The organism is Aquibium sp. A9E412 (genome assembly GCF_030398335.1).
In the GTDB taxonomy this organism is placed as follows: Bacteria; Pseudomonadota; Alphaproteobacteria; order Rhizobiales; family Rhizobiaceae; genus A9E412.
The window spans coordinates 1-21,742 of the sequence record NZ_JAOAOP010000061.1; the positions used below are offsets into that span (position 1 = coordinate 1).

Here is a 21,742-nt window from a genome sequence, read left to right on the forward strand (position 1 = left end):
AACGACTTGTCGAGGACGACGTTGCGGCCCTTCGGCCCGAGCGTCACCTTGACGGCGTTGGCGAGAATGTCGACGCCGCGCAGCATGCGCTCGCGCGCGTCACGCGAAAATTTGACTTCCTTGGCAGACATGTTCTGTGCTCCCGGGCGTCATGCGCCCTGTTTCGCTTTGGGTGAACCGGTCAGGGGTCGCCTCAGGCGATGACGCCCATGATGTCGGACTCCTTCATGATCAGGAGATCCTCACCGTTGAGCTTGACCTCGGTGCCCGACCACTTGCCGAACAGGACCCGGTCGCCCTTCTTCACGTCGAGCGGCACGACCTTGCCGCTCTCGTCGCGGGCGCCCGAACCGACGGCGACGATCTCGCCTTCCTGCGGCTTCTCCTTGGCGGTGTCGGGAATGATGATGCCGCCGGCGGTCTTTTCCTCGGATTCGACCCGACGTACGACCACGCGGTCGTGAAGCGGGCGGAAATTGGTCTTTGCCATGATGTGAATCCTTGAGTTCGGATCGGATTGATGTCCCTCCGGCCGGCGACGCCGGCCCGGTTGGCACTCGTCCGGAGAGAGTGCTAACGGCGGCGAGATAGTCGGTCGCCGGTGGCAAGTCAAGATGGCGGGGCGCGGCCGGGGCGGGACGGCCGGGCGCGGCGGGCGCCGCTCTGAACGCCGGCATTTCACATCGCGGGGCGGCCTGTCAAACCGGGCGGCGGAAGGCGGCGCGTTCGGCCTCGACCACCGGCCGCAGCGCGCAGCCCTCGATGTGGTCGTTGACCAGCCCCATCGCCTGCATGAAGGCGTAGACGGTGGTCGGGCCGACGAAGCTGAAGCCGCGCTTCTTCAGGTCGCGCGACAGCCGCGTCGAGGCCTCCGTCGTGGCCATCGCCGCGACGGCGGCGCGGTCGAGGCGGGCCGGGCGCTCGTGCGCCGGCGGCTCGTGGCGCCAGATGTAGCGGGCCAGCGAGCCCTCCCGCCGCACCAGGTCCAGCGTGCGCTGGGCGTTGTTGATGGTCGAGCGGATCTTGCCGGCATGGCGCACGATGCCGGCGACGGCGAGAAGCCGCGCCACGTCGTCCTCGGTGTAGCGCGCCACGCGCTCGAAATCGAAGCCGTCGAAGGCGGCGCGGAAGTTGTCGCGCTTGCGCAGGATGGTCAGCCACGACAGGCCGGACTGGAAGCCCTCCAGGCACAGCTTCTCGAACAGCCGCCGGTCGTCGGCCACCGGCCGGCCCCACTCGGCGTCGTGATAGGCGCGGTAGTCGGGCTGGTTGGCGTGCCAGAAGCAGCCCATCGTGCCGTCCGGCGCCGCGATCAGTCCCGTGTCGTGGCCCGCCATGTCCGCTCCGCCGCAAGAAGGGTTAACGGCGCACGCGGCGCCGAAACGTCGCCTTTACCAGATTCCTGAACCGCGCGGTAACCAAACCGAAAGCTTTCCGGCCTGCGGCGCATTTTATCGGCTTTGATTCACTTTTGGCAGACTCGCTGCGCGCCAGCATGCCGGTCGTGCCGCGGTGCGACGCTGCGGTACGACGCGATGTTCCGCCGGACGAAAGGACGTGCGATGAGACGAATTCTGCTTGCCTGCGCCGGCCTCGCCCTGGCGCTCGCGCCGGCCGCCGGCCAGGGGCGTGACCGCTATGTCGAGCCGCCGCCGGTGGTCGTCAGCCCCGACCTGTCGGCGCCCTGGGTGCTGCAGCTGAGCCGCGCGCCTGCCGGTGCCGCGCGCACCGCCGCCAGCCGCGTCGCGCCGGGCGTGCGCGTCGGCGTGGCGCCCGATCCCGTCTACCGCCAGCGCGTGCTGCGCCAGCGCGCCGCGCCGCCGGCCGCCCGCGCCGCCGCGCCGGTTCGCACCGCCGCCGTCGCCGCCGGGGCCGGGCGCCAGGCCGCCGCCGGCCTCGATCCGAGATTCCTGCCGCAGGTCGTCGACTATGCCGGCCCGCATGCCGCCGGCACGCTGGTCGTCGACACCCGGCAGCGCTTCCTCTACCACGTGCTGCCCGGCGGCAAGGCGCGCCGCTACGGCGTCGGCGTCGGCAAGCCGGGCTTCGAGTGGGCCGGCACCCACAAGGTGAGCCAGAAGCGCGAGTGGCCCGACTGGCGTCCGCCGGCCGCGATGATCGCGCGCGAGAAGAAGAAGGGCAACATCCTGCCCGCCCACATGAAGGGCGGCCCGGCCAACCCGCTCGGCGCGCGCGCGCTCTATCTCGGCTCGACGCTCTACCGCATCCACGGCACCAACGCGCCGTGGACGATCGGCCAGGCCGTCTCGTCGGGCTGCATCCGCATGCGCAACGAGGATGTCATCGAGCTCTACAACACGGTGCCGGTCGGCGCGAAGGTCGTCGTCATCTGAGCTGCGGGGGACGGTCCGGCGGGTAGCGACCCGCCGCCGTCGGGAGAGGGACGGCGTACCGGGGGGTGCGCCGTCCCTCGCGCTCCGCCGGAACCGCCGGAAAGCGAGGAACGCCCATGGGTTTCGCCATCACCCTCTTCGTGCCGCTGGCGCTCGCGGTGATGATGTTCTCGCTCGGGCTGGGGCTCGCCGTCGGCGACTTCGTCCGCGTGGCGCGCCATCCCAGAGCCTTCGCCGTCGGCCTCTTCGCCCAGTTCGTCCTGCTGCCCGCCGTCGGCTTCGCCATCTGCCATCTGTTCGCCCTGGCGCCGGAGATGGCGGTCGGGCTGATGATCCTGGCGCTCAGCCCCGGCGGCGTCACCTCGAACATGATGACCCGCTACTGCGACGGCGACGTCGCGCTGTCGATCTCGCTCAACGGCGTGTCGAACCTGGCCGCCGTCTTCACCATGCCGCTGCTGGTCGCCGTCTTCGCCGACTATTTTCTCGGGCTCGACAGTCCCGACATCGCGGTCGCCAATCTCGGCCTGACGATGTTCGCCCTCACCGCGGCGCCGGTCGCCGCGGGGCTTCTGGTGCGGCGCTACGCCCAGCCCCTCGCCGAGGCCATCGACGCGCCGGTCCGCAAGGCGGCGATGATCCTGCTGGTCGTCGTCATCGCGGGCGCGGTGGCGAGCAACTGGCAGAGCTTCATGCACCACCTGCCGAGCCTCGGACCGAGCATCGTGCTGCTCGCCGTCACGCTGCTCGTCGCCGGTCTGCTGCTTGCCCGGCTCGCCGCGCTGGGCCCGCCGCAGGCGACGGCGATCGCGCTCGACACCGGCATCCAGAACGCCGCCTTCGGCATCACCGTGGGTGCCGTCATCGGCGGCGGCGAGGGGCTGGTCCCCGCCTACAGCGTGCCGTCCGGCGTCTATGGCGTGCTGATGTATCTGGTGATCGTCCCGTTCATGTTCTGGCGCCGGGCCGCACTCCTGCCGGCGCTACACGGCCGCTGAGGCCTCGGCGCGGCCGGCATCCGGCACGCCGGCCGGCCGCGGCCCGCCATAGGCCCAGTCGAGCAGCGCCACCGTGTGCACCACCGGCAGCGCCGCGCCCGCCGCGATCTGCGTGATGCAGCCGATGTTGCCGGTCGCCACCACCGCCGCGCCGGTGGCGGCGAGGTTGCGCACCTTGCGGTCGCGCAGCCGCGTGGCGATCTCCGGCTGCATGATGTTGTAGGTGCCGGCCGAGCCGCAGCACAGATGCCCCTCGCGCGGCTCGCTGACGACGAAGCCGGCCTTTTCCAGGAGTGCCTTGGGCTGGCGGCGGATGCGCTGGCCGTGCTGCATCGAGCAGGCCGCGTGATAGGCGACGGCGAGCCCCGGCCGGTGCGCCGGCTCGGGCAGCTCGAGCGTGGCGAGATACTCGGTGACGTCGCGGGCGAGCGCGGAGACCCGCGCCGCCTTGTCGGCATAGGCGGGATCGTGGCGCAGCATGTGGCCGTAATCCTTGATCGTCGTGCCGCAGCCCGAAGCGGTGACGATGATGGCGTCGAGGCCGTCGCCGTCGATCTGCGCCGTCCAGGCGTCGACGTTGCGCCGCGCGGCCGCGAGCGCGGCCTCCTCCTTGCCCATGTGATGCACCAGCGCGCCGCAGCAGCCTTCGCCGGCCGGCACCGCGACCTCGATGCCGAGCCGCGTCAGAAGCCGGATCGTCGCCTCGTTGATGTCCGGCGCCAGCACCGGCTGGGCGCAGCCGGTCAGGATGGCGACGCGGCCGCGCCGCGCGCCCGCGGCGGCGTGCCGGCCGGGCTGCGCCATGGGCGAGGGGGCCGGCACGGCCGCCGGCGCCAGCGCCAGCATCGCCGCGGTCGGCCGCAGCGCCGGCACCAGCCGCATCGCCCGCGCGAAGGGCCGGCCGAGCCGGGCGAGCTTGAGCGCGGCGCGGAAGCGTCCGGGGTGGGGCAGCACGAAGGCGAGCAGCGCCCGCGTCGCGCGGTCGGGCAGCGGCCGCCGGTAGGTCTTCTCGATATGCGCGCGCGCATGGTCGACCAGGTGCATGTAGTCGACGCCCGACGGGCAGGTGGTCATGCAGGCCAGGCACGACAGGCAGCGGTCGATATGGGTGACGATCTCGCGGTCGGCGGGCCGGCCGTTCTCCAGCATGTCCTTGATCAGGTAGATGCGGCCGCGCGGGCTGTCGAGCTCGTTGCCGAGCTCGACATAGGTCGGGCAGGTCGCCGTGCAGAAGCCGCAATGCACGCATTTGCGCAGGATGTCGTTGGCCTCGGCGATCTTCGGATCGGCGAGCTGCTCGGGCGTGAAGGTGGTCTGCATCGTGCCTCTTGCCTGGACCGTGGTGCCGGGATCGGCAGGCGGTCTGCGCCCGCGCCGGCGTGTCGAACGGTTGTTGCGGCCTGTCCGCGCGGCCGAGCGGTGCCGCCCGGCCGCGACACGCGCTAGATCAGCCAGCTCTGCGGGTCGCGGATCGGGTCGCCGCGGCTGACCGCCTGCAGGCCGACCACGCAGCGCACCACCACCCAGACCGCGACCGCGATCATCAGCAGGAAGCCGATGCCGACCACCATCAGGATGGCCGAGACGATGGCGCCGAGCACGCCGAGCCAGAAGGTGCGGATCGCCCAGGTGTAGTGCGTCTCGACCCAGCCGCCGGCCTTGCCGCGGTTCATGTGCGCCAGCACGATGCCGACCAGCGCCGACACGCCGATGGCGAAGCCGACGAGGTAGAGCACGTAGATCACGGTGACATTGGTCGGGCCGGGTTCGAGCCAGCGGTCTGTCTGGCGCGGCTGCGGCGTCTGGTTCTCGGTCTCGCTCATGGTCGGGTCGCTTCCTGTCTGGCTCCGGGTCCGTCGGGGATCGGCCGATCCCCGGCAGACCCTAGCTGCGTCGCGGCTCGATGTCAGCCGGCCGCCATGCGGCCGGGGTTGAGGATGCCGTGCGGGTCGAACTGCGCCCTAAGCCGCGCCGACAGCGCGGCCAGCGCCTCGGGCTGCGGCTGGAACACCGGCACGGTCGACCGCAGCGCCGGCTCGGCGCGCACCAGCGTCGCGTGGCCGCCGCCGCAGCGCGCGATCAGCGCGCGCAACAGGTCGGCCTCCGGGTCGGCCTCCATGCGCAGCCACACGAGCCCGCCCTGCCAGTCGTAGAAGGCGTTGACGCCGGCCTCCATGCGCAGCGCCGCCACCATGCGGTGGCCGTCGCCCGGCGCCATCGACACGCGCCACACCGGCGCCATGGTGCCGTCGGCGAAGGGAGCGCAGTCGCGGATCGCCCGCCACAGCGCGCGCGAGGCCTCCTCTTCGATGCGCCGCACCGGGCCGTGCGCGGCCATCAGCGCGGCCAGCGCCTCGGCGCGATAGGCGACCGACGGGCCGAAGCCTTCCAGGCGCAGCACCGTCTGCGCCCCGTCCGGCGCCTCCAGGAGCCCGGGCGCGACCAGTTCGGGCAGGTGGGCGGCGCCGGAGACCTCGGCGCTCGAGCCCATCGCCTCGGCCATCGCGGCTGCGGCCGCGGCGTCGTCAAGCCCGCCGATCGCGAGCGTCGCCTCCGTCTCGGCCGCCGGCAGCACCTTGAAGGTGACGTCGGTGGCCACGGCGAGCGTGCCCCACGAGCCGGCCAGCCCCTTCGACAGGTCGTAGCCGGTGACGTTCTTGACCACCCGGCCGCCCGACTTGAAGGCCTCGCCGCGGCCCGACACCGCGGCGATGCCGAGCGCGTGGTCGCGCGCCGCGCCGGCGCGGATGCGTCGCGGCCCCGACAGATTGGCCATCAGCACGCCGCCGATCGTGCCGCGCCCGGCCGGCCCGCCGAGCAGCGGGCCGTAGTCCATCGGCTCGAAGGCGAGCTCCTGGCGGTTCTCGGCCAGCAGCGCCGTGATCTCGGCGAGCGGCGTGCCGGCGCGCGCCGACAGCACCAGCTCCTCGGGCTCGTAGAGCGTGACGCCGGACAGGCCCGACAGGTCGACCGTGTGCTCGCTCTGCGCCGGCCGGCCGATGCCGCGCTTGGAGCCGTGGCCGAGCACCTCGACGGGCGTCTCCTCGGCCACCGCCCAGGCGATCGCGGCCAGCACGTCCTCGGGGCTTTGCGGGGTGAAGGTGGTCATGGCGCGGCGTCAGAAGCGCGGGATGTCGGGAAACGGCATCTGGCCGCGGTGGATGTGCATGCGGCCGAGCTCGGCGCAGCGGTGCAGCTCGGGAAACACCTTGCCCGGATTGAGCAGGTGGTTGGCGTCGAAGGCGCATTTCACGCGCATCTGCTGTTCCAGATCGGCCTTGGTGAACATCGTCGGCATCAAGTCGCGCTTTTCCACGCCGACGCCGTGCTCGCCGGTCAGCACGCCGCCGACCTCCACGCACAGCTTCAGGATGTCGGCGCCGAACGCCTCCGCCCGCTCCAGCTCGCCCGGCCGGTTGGCGTCGTAGAGGATCAAGGGATGCAGGTTGCCGTCGCCGGCGTGGAAGACGTTGGCCACGCGCAGGTCGTATTTCTCCGACAGCGCCCGCATGCCGGCCAGCACCCGCGGCAGCTCCTTGCGCGGGATCGTGCCGTCCATGCAGTAATAGTCGGGCGAGATGCGCCCGACGGCGGGGAACGCCGCCTTGCGCCCGGCCCAGAAGGCGGCGCGCTCCTCGTCGGAGGTCGACACCCGGCTCGTCGTCGCGCCGTTGGCCGCGGCGATCTCGTCGACGCGCGCGATCAGATGGTCGACCTCGGCCGCCGGCCCGTCGAGCTCGACGATCAGCAGCGCCTCGACGTCGCGCGGATAGCCGGCCTGCACGAAGTCCTCCGCGGCGTGGATCGCCGGCCGGTCCATCATCTCCATGCCGCCGGGCACGATGCCGGCGCCGATGATGTCGGCGACGCACTGGCCGGCCGCCTCGCTGGAGGGAAAGCCGACCAGCATGGCGCGCGCCGTCTCCGGCGCCCTGAGGATGCGCACGGTGACCTCGGTGACGACGCCGAGCAGCCCCTCCGAGCCGGTCATCAGGCCGAGCAGGTCGTAGCCCTCGGCGTCGAGATGCCGGCCGCCGATGCGGACCACGTCGCCGTTCATCAGCACCATCTCCAGGCCGAGCACGTTGTTGGTGGTCAGGCCGTATTTCAGGCAGTGCACGCCGCCGGAATTTTCCGCCACGTTGCCGCCGATCGAGCAGGCGATCTGCGACGAGGGGTCGGGCGCGTAGTAGAAGCCGCGCGCCTCCACCGCGTGGGTGATGCCGAGATTGGTCACGCCGGGCTGGGCGACGACGGCGCGGTTGGCGTAGTCGATGTCGAGGATGCGGTTGAAGCGGCTCATCACCAGCAGCACCGCGTCCTCGAGCGGCAGCGCGCCGCCCGACAGCGAGGTGCCGGCGCCGCGCGGCACCACCTTGATGTTGCGCTCATGGCAGTATTTCAGGATGCGCGCGACCTGCGCCGTCGTCTCCGGCAGCACGACGACGAGCGGCAGCTGGCGGTAGGCGGTCAGTCCGTCGCTCTCGAAGGCACGCATCCGGTTGGCCGTGTCGACGACGCCCTCGCCGGGCACGATGATGCGCATGTCGGCGACGATCTCGTCGCGCCGCGCGAGCGTCGCCGCGTCGGGCTTGGGCATGGCGGGACCCGTCATCGCGGCTCCTTTCCCGATACTGGTTAATTCCTTTTACCAGTGAGTCGCGGCTGCGGCAATCCGCGCGCGCCGCCGGCGGTCACTCCGCTTCGCGGCGCGGCGCGTCGTCGCTGCCGTGCTTGCGCCGCAGCCGGCGCACGAACAGCCAGATGGCGACGACGACGACGGGCACGGCGGCCGCCGTCACCGTCTCGGCCGGCAGGTCGAGGCCGTAGGGCCTGCCGCCCTTGGCGAGGTAGCCGATCAGCCCGACGACGTAGTAGGAGACGGCCGCCACCGACAGCCCCTCGACGGTCTGCTGCAGGCGAAGCTGCATCTTGGCGCGCCGGTTCATCGAGGCGAGCAGGTCGCGGTTCTGCCGCTCGACGTCGACGTCGACCCAGGTGCGCAGCAGCGTGGTGGCGCGCGCCAGCTTGCGCGACAGGTTGGCCTGTCGCTCCTCGACCGAGCGGCAGGTGCGCATGGCCGGCGCCACGCGCCGCTGCAGGAAGGCCGCCCAGGTCTCGTGGCCGGGCACCGCCTCCTCGTTGAGCATGTCGAGCCGCTCCTCCACGATGCCGTGATAGGCGCGGCTGGCGCCGAAGCGGTAGAGGCTGGCCGCCGCGTCGGCCTCGAGCTCGGCGGCGAGCTCGGTCAGGTCCGACAACAGCTCCTGGCTCGGCCGCTGGCTGCGCGTGCGCATCTCGGCGGTGAGCTGCGCCAGCCGGTCCTCCATGCGCCGGATGCGCGAGGACAGCGACTGCGCCAGCGGCAGGCCGAGCATGGCGAAAATGCGGTAGGTCTCGATCTCGATCAGCCGCTGCGACAGGGCGCCGACGCGCGCCGGCGACAGCCCCTTGTCGAGGATCAGGATGCGCGTCAGCCCGTCGCCGTCCTGGCGGAAGTCGGTCGCCGCGGCCGCCTTGCCGTTCTCCACCAGCGAGTAGCTCAGGCTCGCCGGGTCGAAGCTGTCGACCAGCTTCTCGCTGGCCGGCGTCCATTTGCGGATCTCCAGCCGCACGCCCGACATCACCGTTCCCGGCGGGCTGAAGCTCTCGCCGAACGGCGAATCCTCGAGCGGCCTGCCGGTGCGCGCCGACAGCGGGCAGTCCCACAGATAGGTCGAGAACTCGGTGTGCCGCTCCCAGCGCAGCGTGCCCTTGCCCCAGCGCATGGTGTGGTGGCGGGCGTTGCGGTCGGGCGGCGAGATGCCGAGCCGGCGCGACAGCTCGGCCAGCACCGCCGCGTCGACCGACGAGCCGCCCTCGGTCATGAAGGAAAGCTGGATCATCAGGCGCGGTGTCTCGACCAGCGGGTGCGGCCGCGCGTGCACCTCGCCGACCGCGCCCGCGCGCCCTTCGTGCGCGGCGAAGCCGAGCACGCTGCCGGTGGTCTGCGCCGCCGCGGCGCGCCCGTTCCTGCCGCGCCCGGCGTCGTCCGCCGTCTCGCTGTCCCTCTTCGCCATACCCTCTCCGGCCGCCCGCTCGACGTTGCGCCATCATCCACCGACAGACGGGCCGGCGCAATGGGCCGGCGCGATTCGCGTCGCGGGCGAGTGGATAAGCAATTTGACCACTTGCCGGCAGCGGCGCTATCATCGCCGACGACCGCCGCTCCCGCCGGCCGAGCCATGGGTGTCCGTTGAGCGTCTTCTCCCGCATCGTCCACACGCGCACCGCCGACGGCGTCGTGCGGCAGATCGAGAGCCTGATCCTGGAGGGCGTGCTCGATGCCGGCGACCGGCTGCCCGGCGAGCGCGACCTGGCGCGCCAGTTCGACGTCTCGCGGCCGATCCTGCGCGCCGCCCTCAAGCGGCTCGAGGCGCAGGGCCTGCTCGTTACCCGGCACGGCGGCGGCACCCATATCGCCGACGTCACCGGCCAGGTGTTCACCGAACCGGTGCGCGCGCTGTTTGCCACCCACGGCAAGGCGACGGCCGACTATCTGGAGTATCGCCGCGAGATCGAGGCGGTGACGGCCGACTTCGCCGCCCGCCGCGCCACCGCGGCCGATCGCGCGCTGCTCGAGCGGCTGATGGCGCGCATGACCGAGGCCCACGCGGCCGAGGACTTCGAGGCGGAGGCGGCCGCCGACGTCGCCTTTCACAACGCGATCGGCGAGTGCGCCCACAACATCGTGCTGCTGCACACGCTGCGCGGCTGCTACCGGCTGCTGGCCGACGGCGTGTTCTACAACCGGGCGATGGTCTACGGCCAGCCGGGCGCCCGCGAGGCGCTGCTGTCGCAGCACCGCGCCATCCATGCCGCGGTGGCCGCCGGCGATCCGGTCGCCGCGCGCGCCGCGGCGGTCGGCCATATCGACTATGTCGAACGCGCGCTCGCCGAGGCGACGCGCGCCGACGACTGGCAGCGCGTCTCGCGCCTCAGGCTCAGCCAGCGCCGCGCCGCCCAGCCGCCCTTGCCGGAGGAGTCCGGCCGTGTTCTATAACCCCGTGCAACGTCCGGAGACGCCGTGACCGAGACCGCTCCAGCCGCACCCCGCGTCGGCCTGTTCGTCACCTGCCTGGTCGACCTGTTCCGCCCGTCGGTCGGCTTTGCCGCCGTCAAGCTGCTCGAGGAGGCGGGCTGCACGGTCGAGGTGCCTGCCGCGCAGACCTGCTGCGGCCAGCCGGCCTACAACTCAGGCGACCGCGACGACACCCGCGCCATCGCCGAGGCCACCATCGCGGCCTTCGAGGGCTACGACTACGTGGTCGCGCCGTCGGGCTCGTGCGCCGGCATGCTGAAGAAGCACTATCCGCCGCTGTTCGAGGAGGGGCTGCAGCGCCAGCGCGCGGAAGCCTTCGCGGCGCGCGTGCACGAGCTCGTCTCGTTCCTGGTCGACGTGCGCGGCATGACGGGCGTCGCCGCGCGCCACGCCGGCACCGCGACCTACCACGATTCCTGCTCGGGCCTGCGCGAGCTCGGCATCCGCGAGCAGCCGCGCCGGCTGCTTGCCAGCGTCGACGGCCTGACGCTGAGCGAGATGAAGGACGCCGACGTGTGCTGCGGCTTCGGCGGCACCTTCTGCGTCAAGTATCCCGACATCTCCAACGCCATCGTCGAGAAGAAGACGGCGGCGATCGGCGCCAGCGGGGCCGAGCTGCTTCTGGCCGGCGACCTCGGCTGCCTGATGAACATGGCCGGCAAGCTGCGCCGCGAGGGCACGCCGGTCGCCGCGCGCCACGTGGCGGAGGTGCTGGCCGGCATGGACGGCACGCCGCCGATCGGCGGGGAGCGGCGCTGATGGACATCCGCTCGCCGGCCTTCAAGCAGAGCGCGCGGGCGGCGCTGTCGGACGCCCAACTCCAGCGCGCGCTCGGCAACGTGCGCACCGGCTTCATCGACAAGCGCCGCCAGGCGGTCGACGCGCTGCCGGAGTTCGACGCCCTGCGCGACAGCGCCAAGGCGATCAAGGACCACACGCTCGCCCATCTCGACCTCTATCTCGAAGCCTACGAGGCGAAGGCGACGGAGGCGGGCGGCCACGTCCACTGGGCCGAGACGGCCGAGGACGCGCGGCGCATCGTGCTCGACATCTGCCGCGCCGCCGGCGCGCGCACGGTGACCAAGGGCAAGTCGATGATCACCGAGGAGATCGACCTCAACGCCTTCCTCGAGGCCGAGGGCATCCGGCCGGTCGAGACCGACCTCGGCGAATACATCATCCAGCTGCGCAACGAGCACCCGAGCCACATCATCGCGCCGGCGGTGCACCTCAACAAGGACCAGGTCGAAAGCGACTTCCGCCGCGTGCACGACCACCTGCCGGCCGCCCGCGACCTGTCGGAGCCGGCGGCGCTGCTCGGCGAGGCGCGCCGGGTGCTGCGCTCGCAGTATTTCGCCGCCGATGTCGGCATCACCGGCGCCAACTTCCTGGTCGCCGAGACCGGCACCTCGATCATCGTCACCAACGAGGGCAACGGCGACCTGACGCAGCTCCTGCCGCGCGTGCACGTCGTCGTCGCGTCGATCGAGAAGCTGGTGCCGACGCTGGAGGACGCCAGCCAGATCCTGCGCGTGCTGGCCCGCTCGGCGACCGGCCAGGACATGAGCGTCTACACCACCTTCTCCACCGGTCCGCGCCGGCCGGGCGACCCGGACGGGCCGGAGGAGTATCACGTGGTGCTGCTCGACAACGGCCGCTCGTCGATGCTCGGCAGCGAGTTCCAGGACATGCTGCGCTGCATCCGCTGCGGCGCCTGCATGAACCACTGCCCTGTCTATCACGCGGTGGGCGGCCACGCCTATGGCTGGGTCTATCCCGGGCCGATGGGGGCGGTGCTCACCCCCTCGCTGATCGGTGTCGACAAGTCGGGCCACCTGCCCAACGCCTCGACCTTCTGCGGCCGCTGCGAGGCGGTCTGCCCGATGCGCATCCCGCTGCCCAAGATGATGCGCCACTGGCGCGAGCGCGAGTTCGAGCGCGGCCTCAACCCGGCCGCCCAGCGCTACGGCCTCGGCCTGTGGGCCTTCTTCGCCCGCCGGCCGCGGCTCTACCGGTTCGCCACCTCGCTCGCCGTTCCCGCGCTGGCGGCGATGGCGCGCGGCCGCGGCGCGTTCCGCCGGCTGCCGCTCGCCGGCGGCTGGACGCGGCACCGCGACCTGCCGGCGCCCGAATCGCGCACCTTCATGCAGCAGTGGCGCGACCGCAGCGCCGGCGGCGAGACCGCCGCCGCGCGCGGACCGGAGGGCCTGGCATGAGCGCGCGCGACACCATCCTGCAGCGCGTGCGCACCGCGCTCGGGGCTGCGGGCGGCGATGCCGCGCGCAGCCGCGCGGTCGCCGCGCGCCTCGCCGAGGCGCCGGCCGGCATCGTGCCGGCGCGCGGCCGCCTCGACGGCAAGGCGCGCACCGACCTGTTCGTCGAGATGGCGGAAAAGGCGGCGGCCACGGTGCAGCGCGTCCGCAAGCCCGACAGCGTGCCGCGCGCCGTCGCCGCCTATCTGCGCGGGCGCAACCTGCCGGCCGCCGTGCGCATGGGCGACGATCCGCGCCTGGCGGCGATGCCGTGGGACAAGGTGCGCGCACTGGAGATCGGCCGCGGCGCCGCCGATCCGGACGACGAGGTCGGCGTCAGCCACGCCTATGCCGGCATCGCCGAGACCGGCACCGTGATGGTCCATTCCGGCGCCGACAACCCGACCGGCATCAACTTCCTGCCCGAGCACCACATCGTGGTGGTCGACGCGGCCGACATCGAGGGCGACATGGAGGCGGTTATCGCGCGGGTCAGGGCCGGGTTCGGCAAGGGGACGATGCCGCGCAGCCTCAACCTGATCACCGGGCCGTCGCGCTCCGGCGACATCGAGCAGACGCTGCTGCTCGGCGCGCACGGGCCGCGCGCGGTCCATCTGATCGTGATCGGCTGAGCGATGACGGCCGGCGTCCACTGCCGCGAGGCCCGGGCGCCCGAGGGCATGCGCCTTTACGCGATCGGCGACGTGCACGGCCGCTTCGACCTGATGACGGCCATGCACGGCCGCATCATGCAGGAGATCATGCGCGACCGGCCGGCCGACTGGCGCGTCGTCTATGTCGGCGACTATGTCGACCGCGGGCCCGATTCGGCCAAGGTGATCGAGTTCCTGTCCCGCACGACGGCGGCCGAGCCGCGGGTCATCGCGCTCGCCGGCAACCACGACGTCGGCTTCGTCGAGTTTCTCGACGCGCCCAGCGCGCAAAGCACCTTCGCGGCCAATGGCGGCGAGGACACGGCGGCCTCTTATGGCGTGGCGCTCGACTTCGCGCCGCCGGAGGCGCTGGCACGCGGCCACGCCGCCCTCCTCGACGCGATGCCGGACGCGCATATCAGCTTCATGCGCGCGCTGCCGCTGTCGGCGAGCTTCGGCGATTTCTTCTTCTGCCATGCCGGCATCCGGCCCGGCGTGCCGCTCGACCGGCAAGACCCGCACGACCTGCTGTGGATTCGCGAGACCTTTCGCGGCCATGCCGGCCTGCACCCCAAGCTGGTGGTGCATGGCCACACCCCGGTCGAGGCGGCCGAACTGCTGCCCAACCGCATCAATCTTGACACCGGGGCGTGGTTCTCGGGCCTGATGACGGCCGTCGCCCTCGAAGGCGCCGACAAGCGCCTGCTCGAGGTCGATGGCTGAATGCGGGCTGCGGCGAGGGCCGGAAAGGCGCCCGACCGGGCGTCAGGGCCGATCCGTCATGCGGCGAAAGGCTGGAGCCGTTCTGCTCGTCACGGTATCGCAGACCGGCTCCGACCTGTTGTCTTGACGCGTTCCGGCACGGCCAACCGGCGTCCACTTCGCCCGAAAACGCTATGGACGGCCCTATCGGGTCGTGGCGGTGACGCCGTAACCGTCGACCGACGCGTAGTTGCCGGCCGCGCCCGCTGCATAGATGCCCACGCCGCTGACGGCGATCGCGGACAGCATCATCAGGGATAGTAAGGCGGCTCTCATCGGGGTCATCTCTCGCTGTCGGTCCCTTCGACAATGCAACGGATCGGTTACCATAGGGTTCCCGCGCGGCCGGCTGCTCTTGCCGCCTTGCGGCGGAAAAATCCAGCGCCGTCGGCACGGCCGTCCACAGGGAAGACCGCCCGTGACAAATCCGCCACGCCATCCGCCCGATCCGTCCCGCTCCAAGGATCGCCGGAGCGCGCCGCTGCAAAACCGCGTCGATCCGTTCGGCGCCGTCCATGCCGTGGCCGCGCGCGGCCTGTTCACCGGCAACCGCGGCGTGCTGCACGATCCCGACCGCCGCATCCTGACCGGCCGGCGCTGGACGACCAGGGCATGGCTGATCTGCGCGCTCGACTGGCGCGGCCGGCGCCGCGACCCGATGGGCCGCAACGCGCCGAACGGCGGCGCCGGCTGGACGGCGCTGTTCTTTCTCGACGAGGTGACGGCGCTCGCCGCCGGCCATCGTCCCTGCTTCCACTGCCGCCGGGCGGCCGCCCGGGCCTTCCTCGCCGCCGGCATGGCGGGAACGCACGCGCCGTCGCTGGCGGCCGGCGACGTCGATCGCCGGCTGCACGCCACGCGGGCCTGGTCGGGCGGCAGCCCGCGCGCCCTGACGCCGGCCGGGCTCGCCGCGCTGCCCGACGGGGCGATGGTCGCCTGCGGCAGGACCGCCTTCGCGCTGCGCGGCGGCCGCGCGCTGCCCTGGGCCTTCACCGGCTACGGCGCGGCCTTGCCGCTTGCCGCGCTCGGCGCCGGGGTCGTCTGTCTCACCCCGCCGATCACGCTCGCCGCCCTCTCGGCCGGCTACCGGCCCGTCTGGCATGCCGGCGCCGCGGCCGGCTGAGCGGGCTTGACCGGCACCGCGCGCCGGCCCATCAAGCGCCATGCGCGCGAACCACCGGATGCAGCGGCTCTTCGTCGAGGCGGCGCTCGGCGAGGCCGCCGAGATCGAGCCGAACCCGAAGCAGGCGCACTACCTTCTCAACGTGCTGCGCCTGCGCGCCGGCGCCGAGCTGCTGGTCTTCAACGGCCATGACGGCGAATGGCTGGCCGGTATCGCCGAAGCCGGCAAGAAGCGGCTGCGCCTGGTCGCCCGCGCGCAAACGCGGCCGCAGCCGCCCGCCGCCGATCTCGTCTACTGCTTTGCGCCGCTCAAGCAGGGTCGGCTCGACTACATGGTGCAGAAGGCCGTCGAGATGGGGGCCGGCCACCTGCAGCCGGTGCTGACCCACCACACCCAGGCCGCGCGCGTGCCGCGCCACCGGCTCGAGGCGAATGTCGTGGAGGCGGCCGAGCAGTGCGGCGTGCTGGCCCTGCCGACCGTCGGCGAGCCGCTCGGTCTCGACGCCCTGCTCGCGGGCTGGGATGCGGCGCGTCGGCTCGTCTTCTGCGACGAGGCGGCCGAGGGCGACAATCCGCTCGAGGCGCTGCAGGCCATCGCCGAGCGCCGCCTGGCGCTGCTCGTCGGGCCGGAGGGCGGCTTTTCCGACGCCGAGCGGGCGCGGCTCGCGGCCATGCCCTCCGTCACCGCGATCCCGCTCGGGCCGCGCATCCTGCGCGCCGACACCGCCGCCGTCGCCGCGCTGGCGTTGATCCAGGCGACCGTCGGCGACTGGTAGCCGCGCGCCGCCCCGGCGTCCTGTCAGGAAAATTCGCTTGAACCCGGGCGGCGATTTGGCCAAGCAGGCTCACGCACGCCCGGCTTCGAGGACACCTTATGGCTCGCGACACCACCGACACCGCGCCCGTCGAGACGGTCGACGAACTCGTCGCCTATCTCGCCGCCGGCTGCAAGCCGCGCGAGGCCTGGCGCATCGGCACCGAGCACGAGAAGATTCCGTTCTATGTCGACGGCAACCGCCCGGTGCCCTATGGCGGCGACAACGGCATCCGCGCCGTGCTCGAGGCGATGCGCGAGAAGCTCGGCTGGGAGCCGATCCTCGACGCCGGCAACATCATCGGCCTCGTCGAGCCGACGGGGCAGGGCGCCATCTCGCTCGAGCCGGGCGGCCAGTTCGAGCTGTCGGGCGCGCCGCTGGAGACGATCCACCAGACCTGCCGCGAGGGCAACGCCCACCTGGCGCAGCTGCGCGAGGTGGCCGAGCCGCTTGGCATCCGCTTCCTCGGCCTCGGCGCCAGCCCGAAATGGACGCTCGCCGAGACGCCGCGCATGCCCAAGTCGCGCTACGACATCATGACCGCCTACATGCCGAAGGTCGGCCGGCACGGGCTCGACATGATGTACCGCACCTGCACGATCCAGGTGAATCTCGACTTCGAGTCGGAAGCCGACATGCGGCGCAAGATGCAGGTCTCGCTCAAGCTGCAGCCGCTCGCCACCGCGCTGTTCGCCAACTCGCCCTTCACCGAGGGCCGCACCAACGGCTTCCAGTCGTGGCGCGGCGAGATCTGGCGCGACACCGACAACCAGCGCGCCGGGCTGCTGCCGTTCTGCTTCGCGGCCGATTTCGGCTTCGCCGACTATGTCGAATGGGCGCTCGACGTGCCGATGTACTTCGTGCTGCGCGAGGGGCGCTATCACGACGTCACCCACGTCACCTTCCGCCAGTTCATGGCCGGCGCGCTGCGCAACTCCGTGCCCGACGGCGTGCCGACCATGGGCGACTGGGCGAACCACCTGTCGACGCTGTTTCCCGACGTGCGGCTGAAGCGCTTTCTCGAGATGCGCGGCGCCGACGGCGGGCCGTGGCGGCGCATCTGCGCCCTGCCGGCGTTCTGGGTCGGGCTGCTCTACGACCCGATCGCGCTCGACGGCGCGGAGGCGCTGACGCGCGACTGGAGCGTGGCCGAGGTCGCGGCGATGCGCGACGCGGTGCCGCGCAAGGGGCTCGCCACGCCGTTTCGCGGCGGCGACCTGCACGCCACGGCGCGCGCGGTGCTGGCGCTGTCGCGCGACGGGCTCGAGCGGCGCGCCCGGTACAACGCCGACGGCTACGACGAGACCGGCTTTCTCGGTCCGCTCGAGGAGGCGGTGGCGCGCGGCACCACGAGCGCGGAGGAGATGGTGCAGGCCTTCCACACCCGCTGGGGCGGCTCGATCGAGCCGGTCTTCCTCGAATACGCCTACTGAACGCGGCCCGGTTTCCGCTTTGCCGCGCGATGCGCTAGTCTGGCCGCGGGCGATGCTGCCGGCGGCGAGAAGGTGCGCACGATGCTTCCCCTCTACGACATGCTGGCCCATGCGGGCCGCGGCCAGGCGATGGAGCGCATGGCGCGCCAGTTCGGCTTGACCGCCGAGCAGACCGAGGCCGCCTTCGAGGCGCTGCTGCCGGCCTTCAGCCAGGGGCTGAAGCGCAACGCCGCCGACCCCTACGGGCTCGGCGCCTTCGTCGCCGCGCTGGCGTCGGGCCAGCACGCCCGGTTCTTCGACGACCCGGCCGCCGCGCTGTCGCCGGCCGGCCGCGCGGCGGGCGAGCAGGTGCTCGGCCAGCTCTTCGGCTCCCGCGAGCTGAGCCGGGCGGTGGCGCGCTACGCGGCCGCCGCGACCGGTCTTGCCGAAGAGACGATGAAGCAGATGCTGCCGACCATGGCGGCGATGATCATGGGCGGGCTGCACAAGCAGACGACCGGCGCGATGGCCGGTGCCGCGGGCACGGAGCCGCCCTTCGCCGCGATGATGCGGCAGATGGCGGGCGGTGCCGGAACCGCGCCCGCCGGGCTCGACAACCCGTTCCTGCGCATGGCGCAGGGCTCGTTTTCCGGCGGCGCGCGCACCGACGCGCCGCGCGGCGGCGCCCTGCCGGGCAACCCGTTCGCGGCGATGCTGGCGGCCATGACCGGCGGCGCAACGTCGCAGGACGATGCGCCGCCGCCGCCGCCGAGGACGCCGAGCGGCCGGCCGGTCAACGCTTATGACGAGCTGTTCGGCGAGATGTTCGAGGCCGGGCGCAAGACCCGCGAGGCCTACCAGGAGGGCATGGCGGCGGTCTTCGACCGCTTCGCCCGGCCGCCGCCCCCGGGCGGCGGCGCGCCGTGAGCCCCGTGCCGGGTCCTGCCGACGGCGGCACCGGTCGCCGCGGCCGCCGCCTCGATTGACACCGCCGGGGCTTCTTTCTATAAGCCCGGCCACGCTCGGGCGGGCCGCCCGGCGACCGTTTCGTCGTGTCGCCAAACGGCCGAAGACGCTCCTGTTCGCCAGTGGCACGGCCGGGGAGATCGCCTGTCGGTTTCGCCGGATGCGCGTGTCGAGACAACGAGCCAGATCCTGGCGCCGCTCCGGCCGGACGGTGCTGCGGTCTGAGCGACAGATCCAAGAAGGGCCGCACGCCGCGGTATCAAACAAATGAAGCGCACCTATCAGCCCTCCAAGCTCGTCCGCAAGCGGCGTCACGGTTTCCGTGCCCGCATGGCCACCAAGGGTGGCCGCCGCGTCATCGCCGCGCGCCGCGCCCGCGGCCGCAAGAACCTGTCGGCCTGAGCCGGGAGGCGGGGCCGGACCGTTGACCTGCCGGTCCGACACGCCGCCCGCGCGCCTGAAGACGCGCCAGGAGTTCCTGGCCGTGCGCCGCGGCAGCAAGCGCCGCGGCCGGTATTTTCTGCTCGAAGTGCTCGACCGGCATGATGACGGGCCGCCGCGGCTCGGCATCACGGTCACGAAAAAGACCGGGAATGCCGTTAAGCGCAACCGCATCCGCCGGCGGCTGCGCGAGGCGTGCCGCACCGGCGCCGCGGGTGACATGGCCTGCGGCAAGGATTATGTGATCGTGGGACGGCGCGACATCCTCGACGTTCCGTTTCCGCTCTTGAAGGACGAACTCTCCCGGCGCTTTCGCGGCACGGTCTAGGGAAGCCTCGATGGACAACAACCGCAATTTCCTCATCACCATCGCGCTCTCGGTGCTGATCCTGACCCTGTGGCAGGTGTTCTACATGCAGCCGCGCATCGATGCCGAGCGCGAGGCCGCCCGCATCGAGACCGAGTCGGCCCAGCCGGCCCCCGGCACCGCCGCCGACGGCGAGGCCGCGATCCCGGCGCCGCAGCGCCAGGGCGGCAGCGAGGCCGACATTCCCGGCGCCGACACGCCCGCCCCCGACGGCGGCGCGGCGGCCGCGGCCAACCGCGACGCGGTGCTCGCCGGCACGCCGCGCGTGCCGATCGACACGCCGCGCCTGGCCGGCTCGATCAACCTGACCGGCGCGCGCATCGACGACCTGCTGCTCAAGGACTACCGCGTCAGCGTCGACGACGATTCCCCCAACATCGAGCTGCTCAACCCGTCGACCATGCCGAACGGCTATTACGCCGAGTTCGGTTTCGTCGGCGGCGAGGGGACCGGCGACGTGCCGGGGCCGAACACGGTGTGGCAGGCGCCCGAGGATGCCCGCCTGACGCCCGGCAACCCGGTCACGCTGACCTACCAGAACGATGCCGGCCTCACGTTCCGGCGCACCGTCGCGGTCGACGAGAACTACATGTTCACCGTCTCCGACACGGTGGACAACGCCTCCGGCCAGCCGGTGACGCTGTCGAGCTACGGCCGCACCACCCGGCTCGGCAAGCCCGAGACCTCGAGCCTGTTCATCCTGCACGAGGGCATGATCGGCGTCACCGGCGAGGAGGGCCTGCAGGAGATCGACTACTCCGACGTCGAGGAGGAGGGCTCGATCCGCCCGGCCATGTCGAGCGACGGCTGGCTCGGCATCACCGACAAGTACTGGGCGGTGACCATGGTGCCGCGCGCCGGCCAGTCCTTCCAGCCGCGCTATTCCTACTTCTCCGACCAGCGCGCGCGCTACCAGGCCGACTTCCTGACCGAGCCGGTCACCGTGCCGGCCGGCGGCGCGACCAGCGTCGAGACGCTGCTTTTCGCCGGTGCCAAGGAGGTGCAGCGCGTCGACGCCTACGAGGAGACCCTCGGCATCCGCCAGTTCGAGCTGCTGATCGACTGGGGCTGGTTCTACTTCATCACCAAGCCGATGTTCTACCTGATCGACTGGCTGTTCAAGCTGCTCGGCAATTTCGGCCTGGCGATCCTCGCCACCACCGTCGTCGTCAAGCTGATCTTCTTCCCGCTCGCCAACAAGTCGTACAAGTCGATGGCGAACATGAAGAAGGTGCAGCCTGCCATGCTCGAGATCCGCGAGAAATACGCGGACGACAAGATGAAGCAGCAGCAGGCGATGATGGAGCTCTACAAGAAGGAGAAGATCAACCCGCTGGCCGGCTGCTGGCCGATCCTCATCCAGATCCCGGTGTTCTTCGCCCTCTACAAGGTGCTCTACGTCACCATCGAGATGCGCCACGCGCCGTTCTTCGGCTGGATCCAGGACCTGGCGGCGCCCGACCCGACCTCGATCTTCAACCTGTTCGGCCTGCTGCCCTACGACGTGCCGGCCTTCCTGATGATCGGCGTGTGGCCCATCATCATGGGCATCACGATGTTCCTGCAGATGCGCATGAACCCGACGCCGCCCGACCCGACCCAGGCGATGATCTTCAACTGGATGCCGGTGGTGTTCACCTTCATGCTGGCCACCTTCCCGGCCGGCCTGGTGATCTACTGGGCGTGGAACAACTTCCTGTCGATCGTCCAGCAGGGCGTGATCATGAAGCGCCAGGGCGCCAAGATCGAGCTCTGGGACAATCTGGTCGGCCTGTTCAAGAAGAAGCCGAAGCAACCGGCCGAATAGACCGCCGGCTTCGGCCGCGCGGCCGCACGTTCACCCACCAGGCGCCCCGGCCCCCGTGCCGGGGCGTTTGCGTTGGCGCCCCGGCCGCCGGCGTTCACAAAGACTTTATCGGGCGAAACCCCTGCCGCCGCGTGCCGTGTCTTGGCCATCGCCCCTGGCGAAACCGAGAGAGGAGCACGTTGATGACCATGCCTATGACCACGATCCGGGCGCTCGCCCTTTGCGCCGGCCTTGCCGTTTCGGGCGCCGCCGTCGCGCAGGACAATCCCATGGTGGGCGGCGCGCCGATGCTGCCCGAGCGCAACATCGTCGAGAACGCCGTCAATTCGGCCGACCACACCACGCTGGTCGCCGCGGTGAAGGCCGCCGGCCTGGTCGAGACGCTGTCGGGCGAGGGGCCGTTCACCGTCTTCGCGCCGACCAACGCCGCCTTCGAGAAGCTGCCGGCCGGCACGGTGGAAAGCCTGCTCGAGCCGCAGAACAAGGACCAGCTCGTCAAGGTGCTGACCGCGCATGTCGTGGCCGGCGAGCTGAAGGCGGCCGACATCGTCAAGCATGCCCGCGCCATGGGCGGCCGCTTCAACATGCAGACGGTGTCCGGCGACGCGCTGACCGCCGTTCTCAAGGGCAGCAGCGTCTACATCTTCGACGAGGCGGGCGGTGCCGGCCGCGTGACGATCGCCGACGTCGACCAGTCGAACGGCGTCATCCA

At 71.7% G+C, this 21,742-nt stretch carries 23 protein-coding genes; 15 read left to right on the top strand and 8 right to left on the bottom strand.

Translation table 11 applies throughout. From position 1 onward, the window contains the following. Positions 1-193: 193 nt before the first annotated feature. Positions 194-490: a co-chaperone GroES gene (gene groES, locus N1F89_RS16800; RefSeq protein WP_290085464.1), complete on the bottom strand. Its 297-nt coding sequence runs from the start codon at positions 488-490 to the stop codon at positions 194-196. 208 nt (positions 491-698) lie between these two features. Beyond that, positions 699-1,337 (bottom strand): DNA-3-methyladenine glycosylase I, encoded by a 639-nt coding sequence (locus tag N1F89_RS16805; RefSeq protein WP_290085465.1) that lies wholly within the window; start codon positions 1,335-1,337, stop codon positions 699-701. 225 nt (positions 1,338-1,562) lie between these two features. On the opposite strand from N1F89_RS16805, the gene N1F89_RS16810 reads away from it, so the two are divergent. Further along, a complete protein-coding gene (locus N1F89_RS16810) occupies positions 1,563-2,354 on the top strand; it encodes a L,D-transpeptidase (RefSeq protein ID WP_290085467.1) in 792 nt (263 codons plus the stop codon). Between the two features lie 116 nt (positions 2,355-2,470). Then, the gene (locus N1F89_RS16815) at positions 2,471-3,352 is read left to right on the top strand and encodes a bile acid:sodium symporter family protein (protein ID WP_290085469.1); all 882 of its coding nucleotides are present in this window, start codon (positions 2,471-2,473) and stop codon (positions 3,350-3,352) included. Here N1F89_RS16815 and glcF read toward each other — a convergent pair. The 5 genes from glcF to N1F89_RS16840 form a co-directional block, all read right to left on the bottom strand. Continuing rightward, complete coding sequence (glcF, locus tag N1F89_RS16820; protein ID WP_290085471.1) at positions 3,338-4,672, bottom strand: glycolate oxidase subunit GlcF; 1,335 nt, start codon at positions 4,670-4,672, stop codon at positions 3,338-3,340. The genes N1F89_RS16815 and glcF overlap by 15 nt on opposite strands. A gap of 122 nt (positions 4,673-4,794) precedes the next feature. Then, positions 4,795-5,175 (bottom strand): hypothetical protein, encoded by a 381-nt coding sequence (locus N1F89_RS16825; RefSeq protein WP_290085473.1) that lies wholly within the window; start codon positions 5,173-5,175, stop codon positions 4,795-4,797. Positions 5,176-5,258: 83 nt separating this feature from the next. Beyond that, the gene (locus tag N1F89_RS16830; protein WP_290085474.1) at positions 5,259-6,461 is read right to left on the bottom strand and encodes an FAD-binding protein; all 1,203 of its coding nucleotides are present in this window, start codon (positions 6,459-6,461) and stop codon (positions 5,259-5,261) included. 9 nt (positions 6,462-6,470) lie between these two features. Further along, positions 6,471-7,967 carry an FAD-linked oxidase C-terminal domain-containing protein gene (locus N1F89_RS16835; protein WP_290085476.1) on the bottom strand — a complete coding sequence of 499 codons (1,497 nt, stop codon included), beginning with the start codon at positions 7,965-7,967 and terminating at the stop codon, positions 6,471-6,473. A gap of 79 nt (positions 7,968-8,046) precedes the next feature. Beyond that, a complete protein-coding gene (locus N1F89_RS16840; protein ID WP_290085477.1) occupies positions 8,047-9,411 on the bottom strand; it encodes a DUF3422 family protein in 1,365 nt (454 codons plus the stop codon). A 176-nt stretch (positions 9,412-9,587) separates the two neighbouring features. Here N1F89_RS16840 and N1F89_RS16845 point away from each other — a divergent pair, with 176 nt between their 5' ends. The 5 genes from N1F89_RS16845 to N1F89_RS16865 are packed head-to-tail and all read left to right on the top strand — an operon-like array spanning position 9,588 to position 14,061. After that, positions 9,588-10,394 (top strand): FadR/GntR family transcriptional regulator, encoded by an 807-nt coding sequence (locus N1F89_RS16845; RefSeq protein WP_290085479.1) that lies wholly within the window; start codon positions 9,588-9,590, stop codon positions 10,392-10,394. A 24-nt stretch (positions 10,395-10,418) separates the two neighbouring features. Continuing rightward, positions 10,419-11,192, top strand: a complete 774-nt coding sequence (locus N1F89_RS16850; RefSeq protein WP_290085480.1) for a (Fe-S)-binding protein — start codon at positions 10,419-10,421, stop codon at positions 11,190-11,192. Continuing rightward, entirely contained in the window at positions 11,192-12,649 is a 1,458-nt protein-coding gene (locus N1F89_RS16855) for a LutB/LldF family L-lactate oxidation iron-sulfur protein (RefSeq protein WP_290085481.1), read from the top strand. Before N1F89_RS16850 ends, N1F89_RS16855 begins: the two co-directional genes overlap by 1 nt. Then, positions 12,646-13,317, top strand: coding sequence for a lactate utilization protein (locus N1F89_RS16860; RefSeq protein ID WP_290085484.1), 672 nt, complete (start codon positions 12,646-12,648; stop codon positions 13,315-13,317). The genes N1F89_RS16855 and N1F89_RS16860 overlap by 4 nt, the downstream gene beginning before the upstream one ends. Before the next feature lie 3 nt (positions 13,318-13,320). Then, positions 13,321-14,061 carry a metallophosphoesterase family protein gene (locus tag N1F89_RS16865; protein ID WP_290085487.1) on the top strand — a complete coding sequence of 247 codons (741 nt, stop codon included), beginning with the start codon at positions 13,321-13,323 and terminating at the stop codon, positions 14,059-14,061. A gap of 183 nt (positions 14,062-14,244) precedes the next feature. Here N1F89_RS16865 and N1F89_RS16870 read toward each other — a convergent pair whose 3' ends face one another. After that, positions 14,245-14,385 carry a hypothetical protein gene (locus N1F89_RS16870; protein ID WP_290085488.1) on the bottom strand — a complete coding sequence of 47 codons (141 nt, stop codon included), beginning with the start codon at positions 14,383-14,385 and terminating at the stop codon, positions 14,245-14,247. Positions 14,386-14,518: 133 nt separating this feature from the next. Between N1F89_RS16870 and N1F89_RS16875 the strand changes: the two genes are divergently transcribed. The 8 genes from N1F89_RS16875 to N1F89_RS16910 all read left to right on the top strand — a co-directional run. Continuing rightward, complete coding sequence (locus N1F89_RS16875; protein WP_290085489.1) at positions 14,519-15,223, top strand: hypothetical protein; 705 nt, start codon at positions 14,519-14,521, stop codon at positions 15,221-15,223. A gap of 40 nt (positions 15,224-15,263) precedes the next feature. Then, complete coding sequence (locus N1F89_RS16880) at positions 15,264-15,998, top strand: 16S rRNA (uracil(1498)-N(3))-methyltransferase (protein WP_290085490.1); 735 nt, start codon at positions 15,264-15,266, stop codon at positions 15,996-15,998. A gap of 98 nt (positions 15,999-16,096) precedes the next feature. Continuing rightward, a complete protein-coding gene (locus N1F89_RS16885; protein WP_290085491.1) occupies positions 16,097-17,470 on the top strand; it encodes a glutamate--cysteine ligase in 1,374 nt (457 codons plus the stop codon). An 81-nt stretch (positions 17,471-17,551) separates the two neighbouring features. After that, complete coding sequence (locus tag N1F89_RS16890) at positions 17,552-18,376, top strand: DUF937 domain-containing protein (RefSeq protein WP_290085492.1); 825 nt, start codon at positions 17,552-17,554, stop codon at positions 18,374-18,376. A 306-nt stretch (positions 18,377-18,682) separates the two neighbouring features. Further along, positions 18,683-18,817 carry a 50S ribosomal protein L34 gene (gene rpmH, locus N1F89_RS16895; protein WP_290085493.1) on the top strand — a complete coding sequence of 45 codons (135 nt, stop codon included), beginning with the start codon at positions 18,683-18,685 and terminating at the stop codon, positions 18,815-18,817. 22 nt (positions 18,818-18,839) lie between these two features. Further along, positions 18,840-19,184, top strand: coding sequence for a ribonuclease P protein component (gene rnpA / locus N1F89_RS16900; RefSeq protein ID WP_290085494.1), 345 nt, complete (start codon positions 18,840-18,842; stop codon positions 19,182-19,184). Positions 19,185-19,194: 10 nt separating this feature from the next. Then, positions 19,195-21,030: a membrane protein insertase YidC gene (yidC, locus tag N1F89_RS16905; protein WP_290085495.1), complete on the top strand. Its 1,836-nt coding sequence runs from the start codon at positions 19,195-19,197 to the stop codon at positions 21,028-21,030. Positions 21,031-21,212: 182 nt separating this feature from the next. Beyond that, positions 21,213-21,742, top strand: a 530-nt coding sequence (locus N1F89_RS16910) for a fasciclin domain-containing protein (protein WP_290085496.1), incomplete at its 3' end; no start/stop codon positions are given.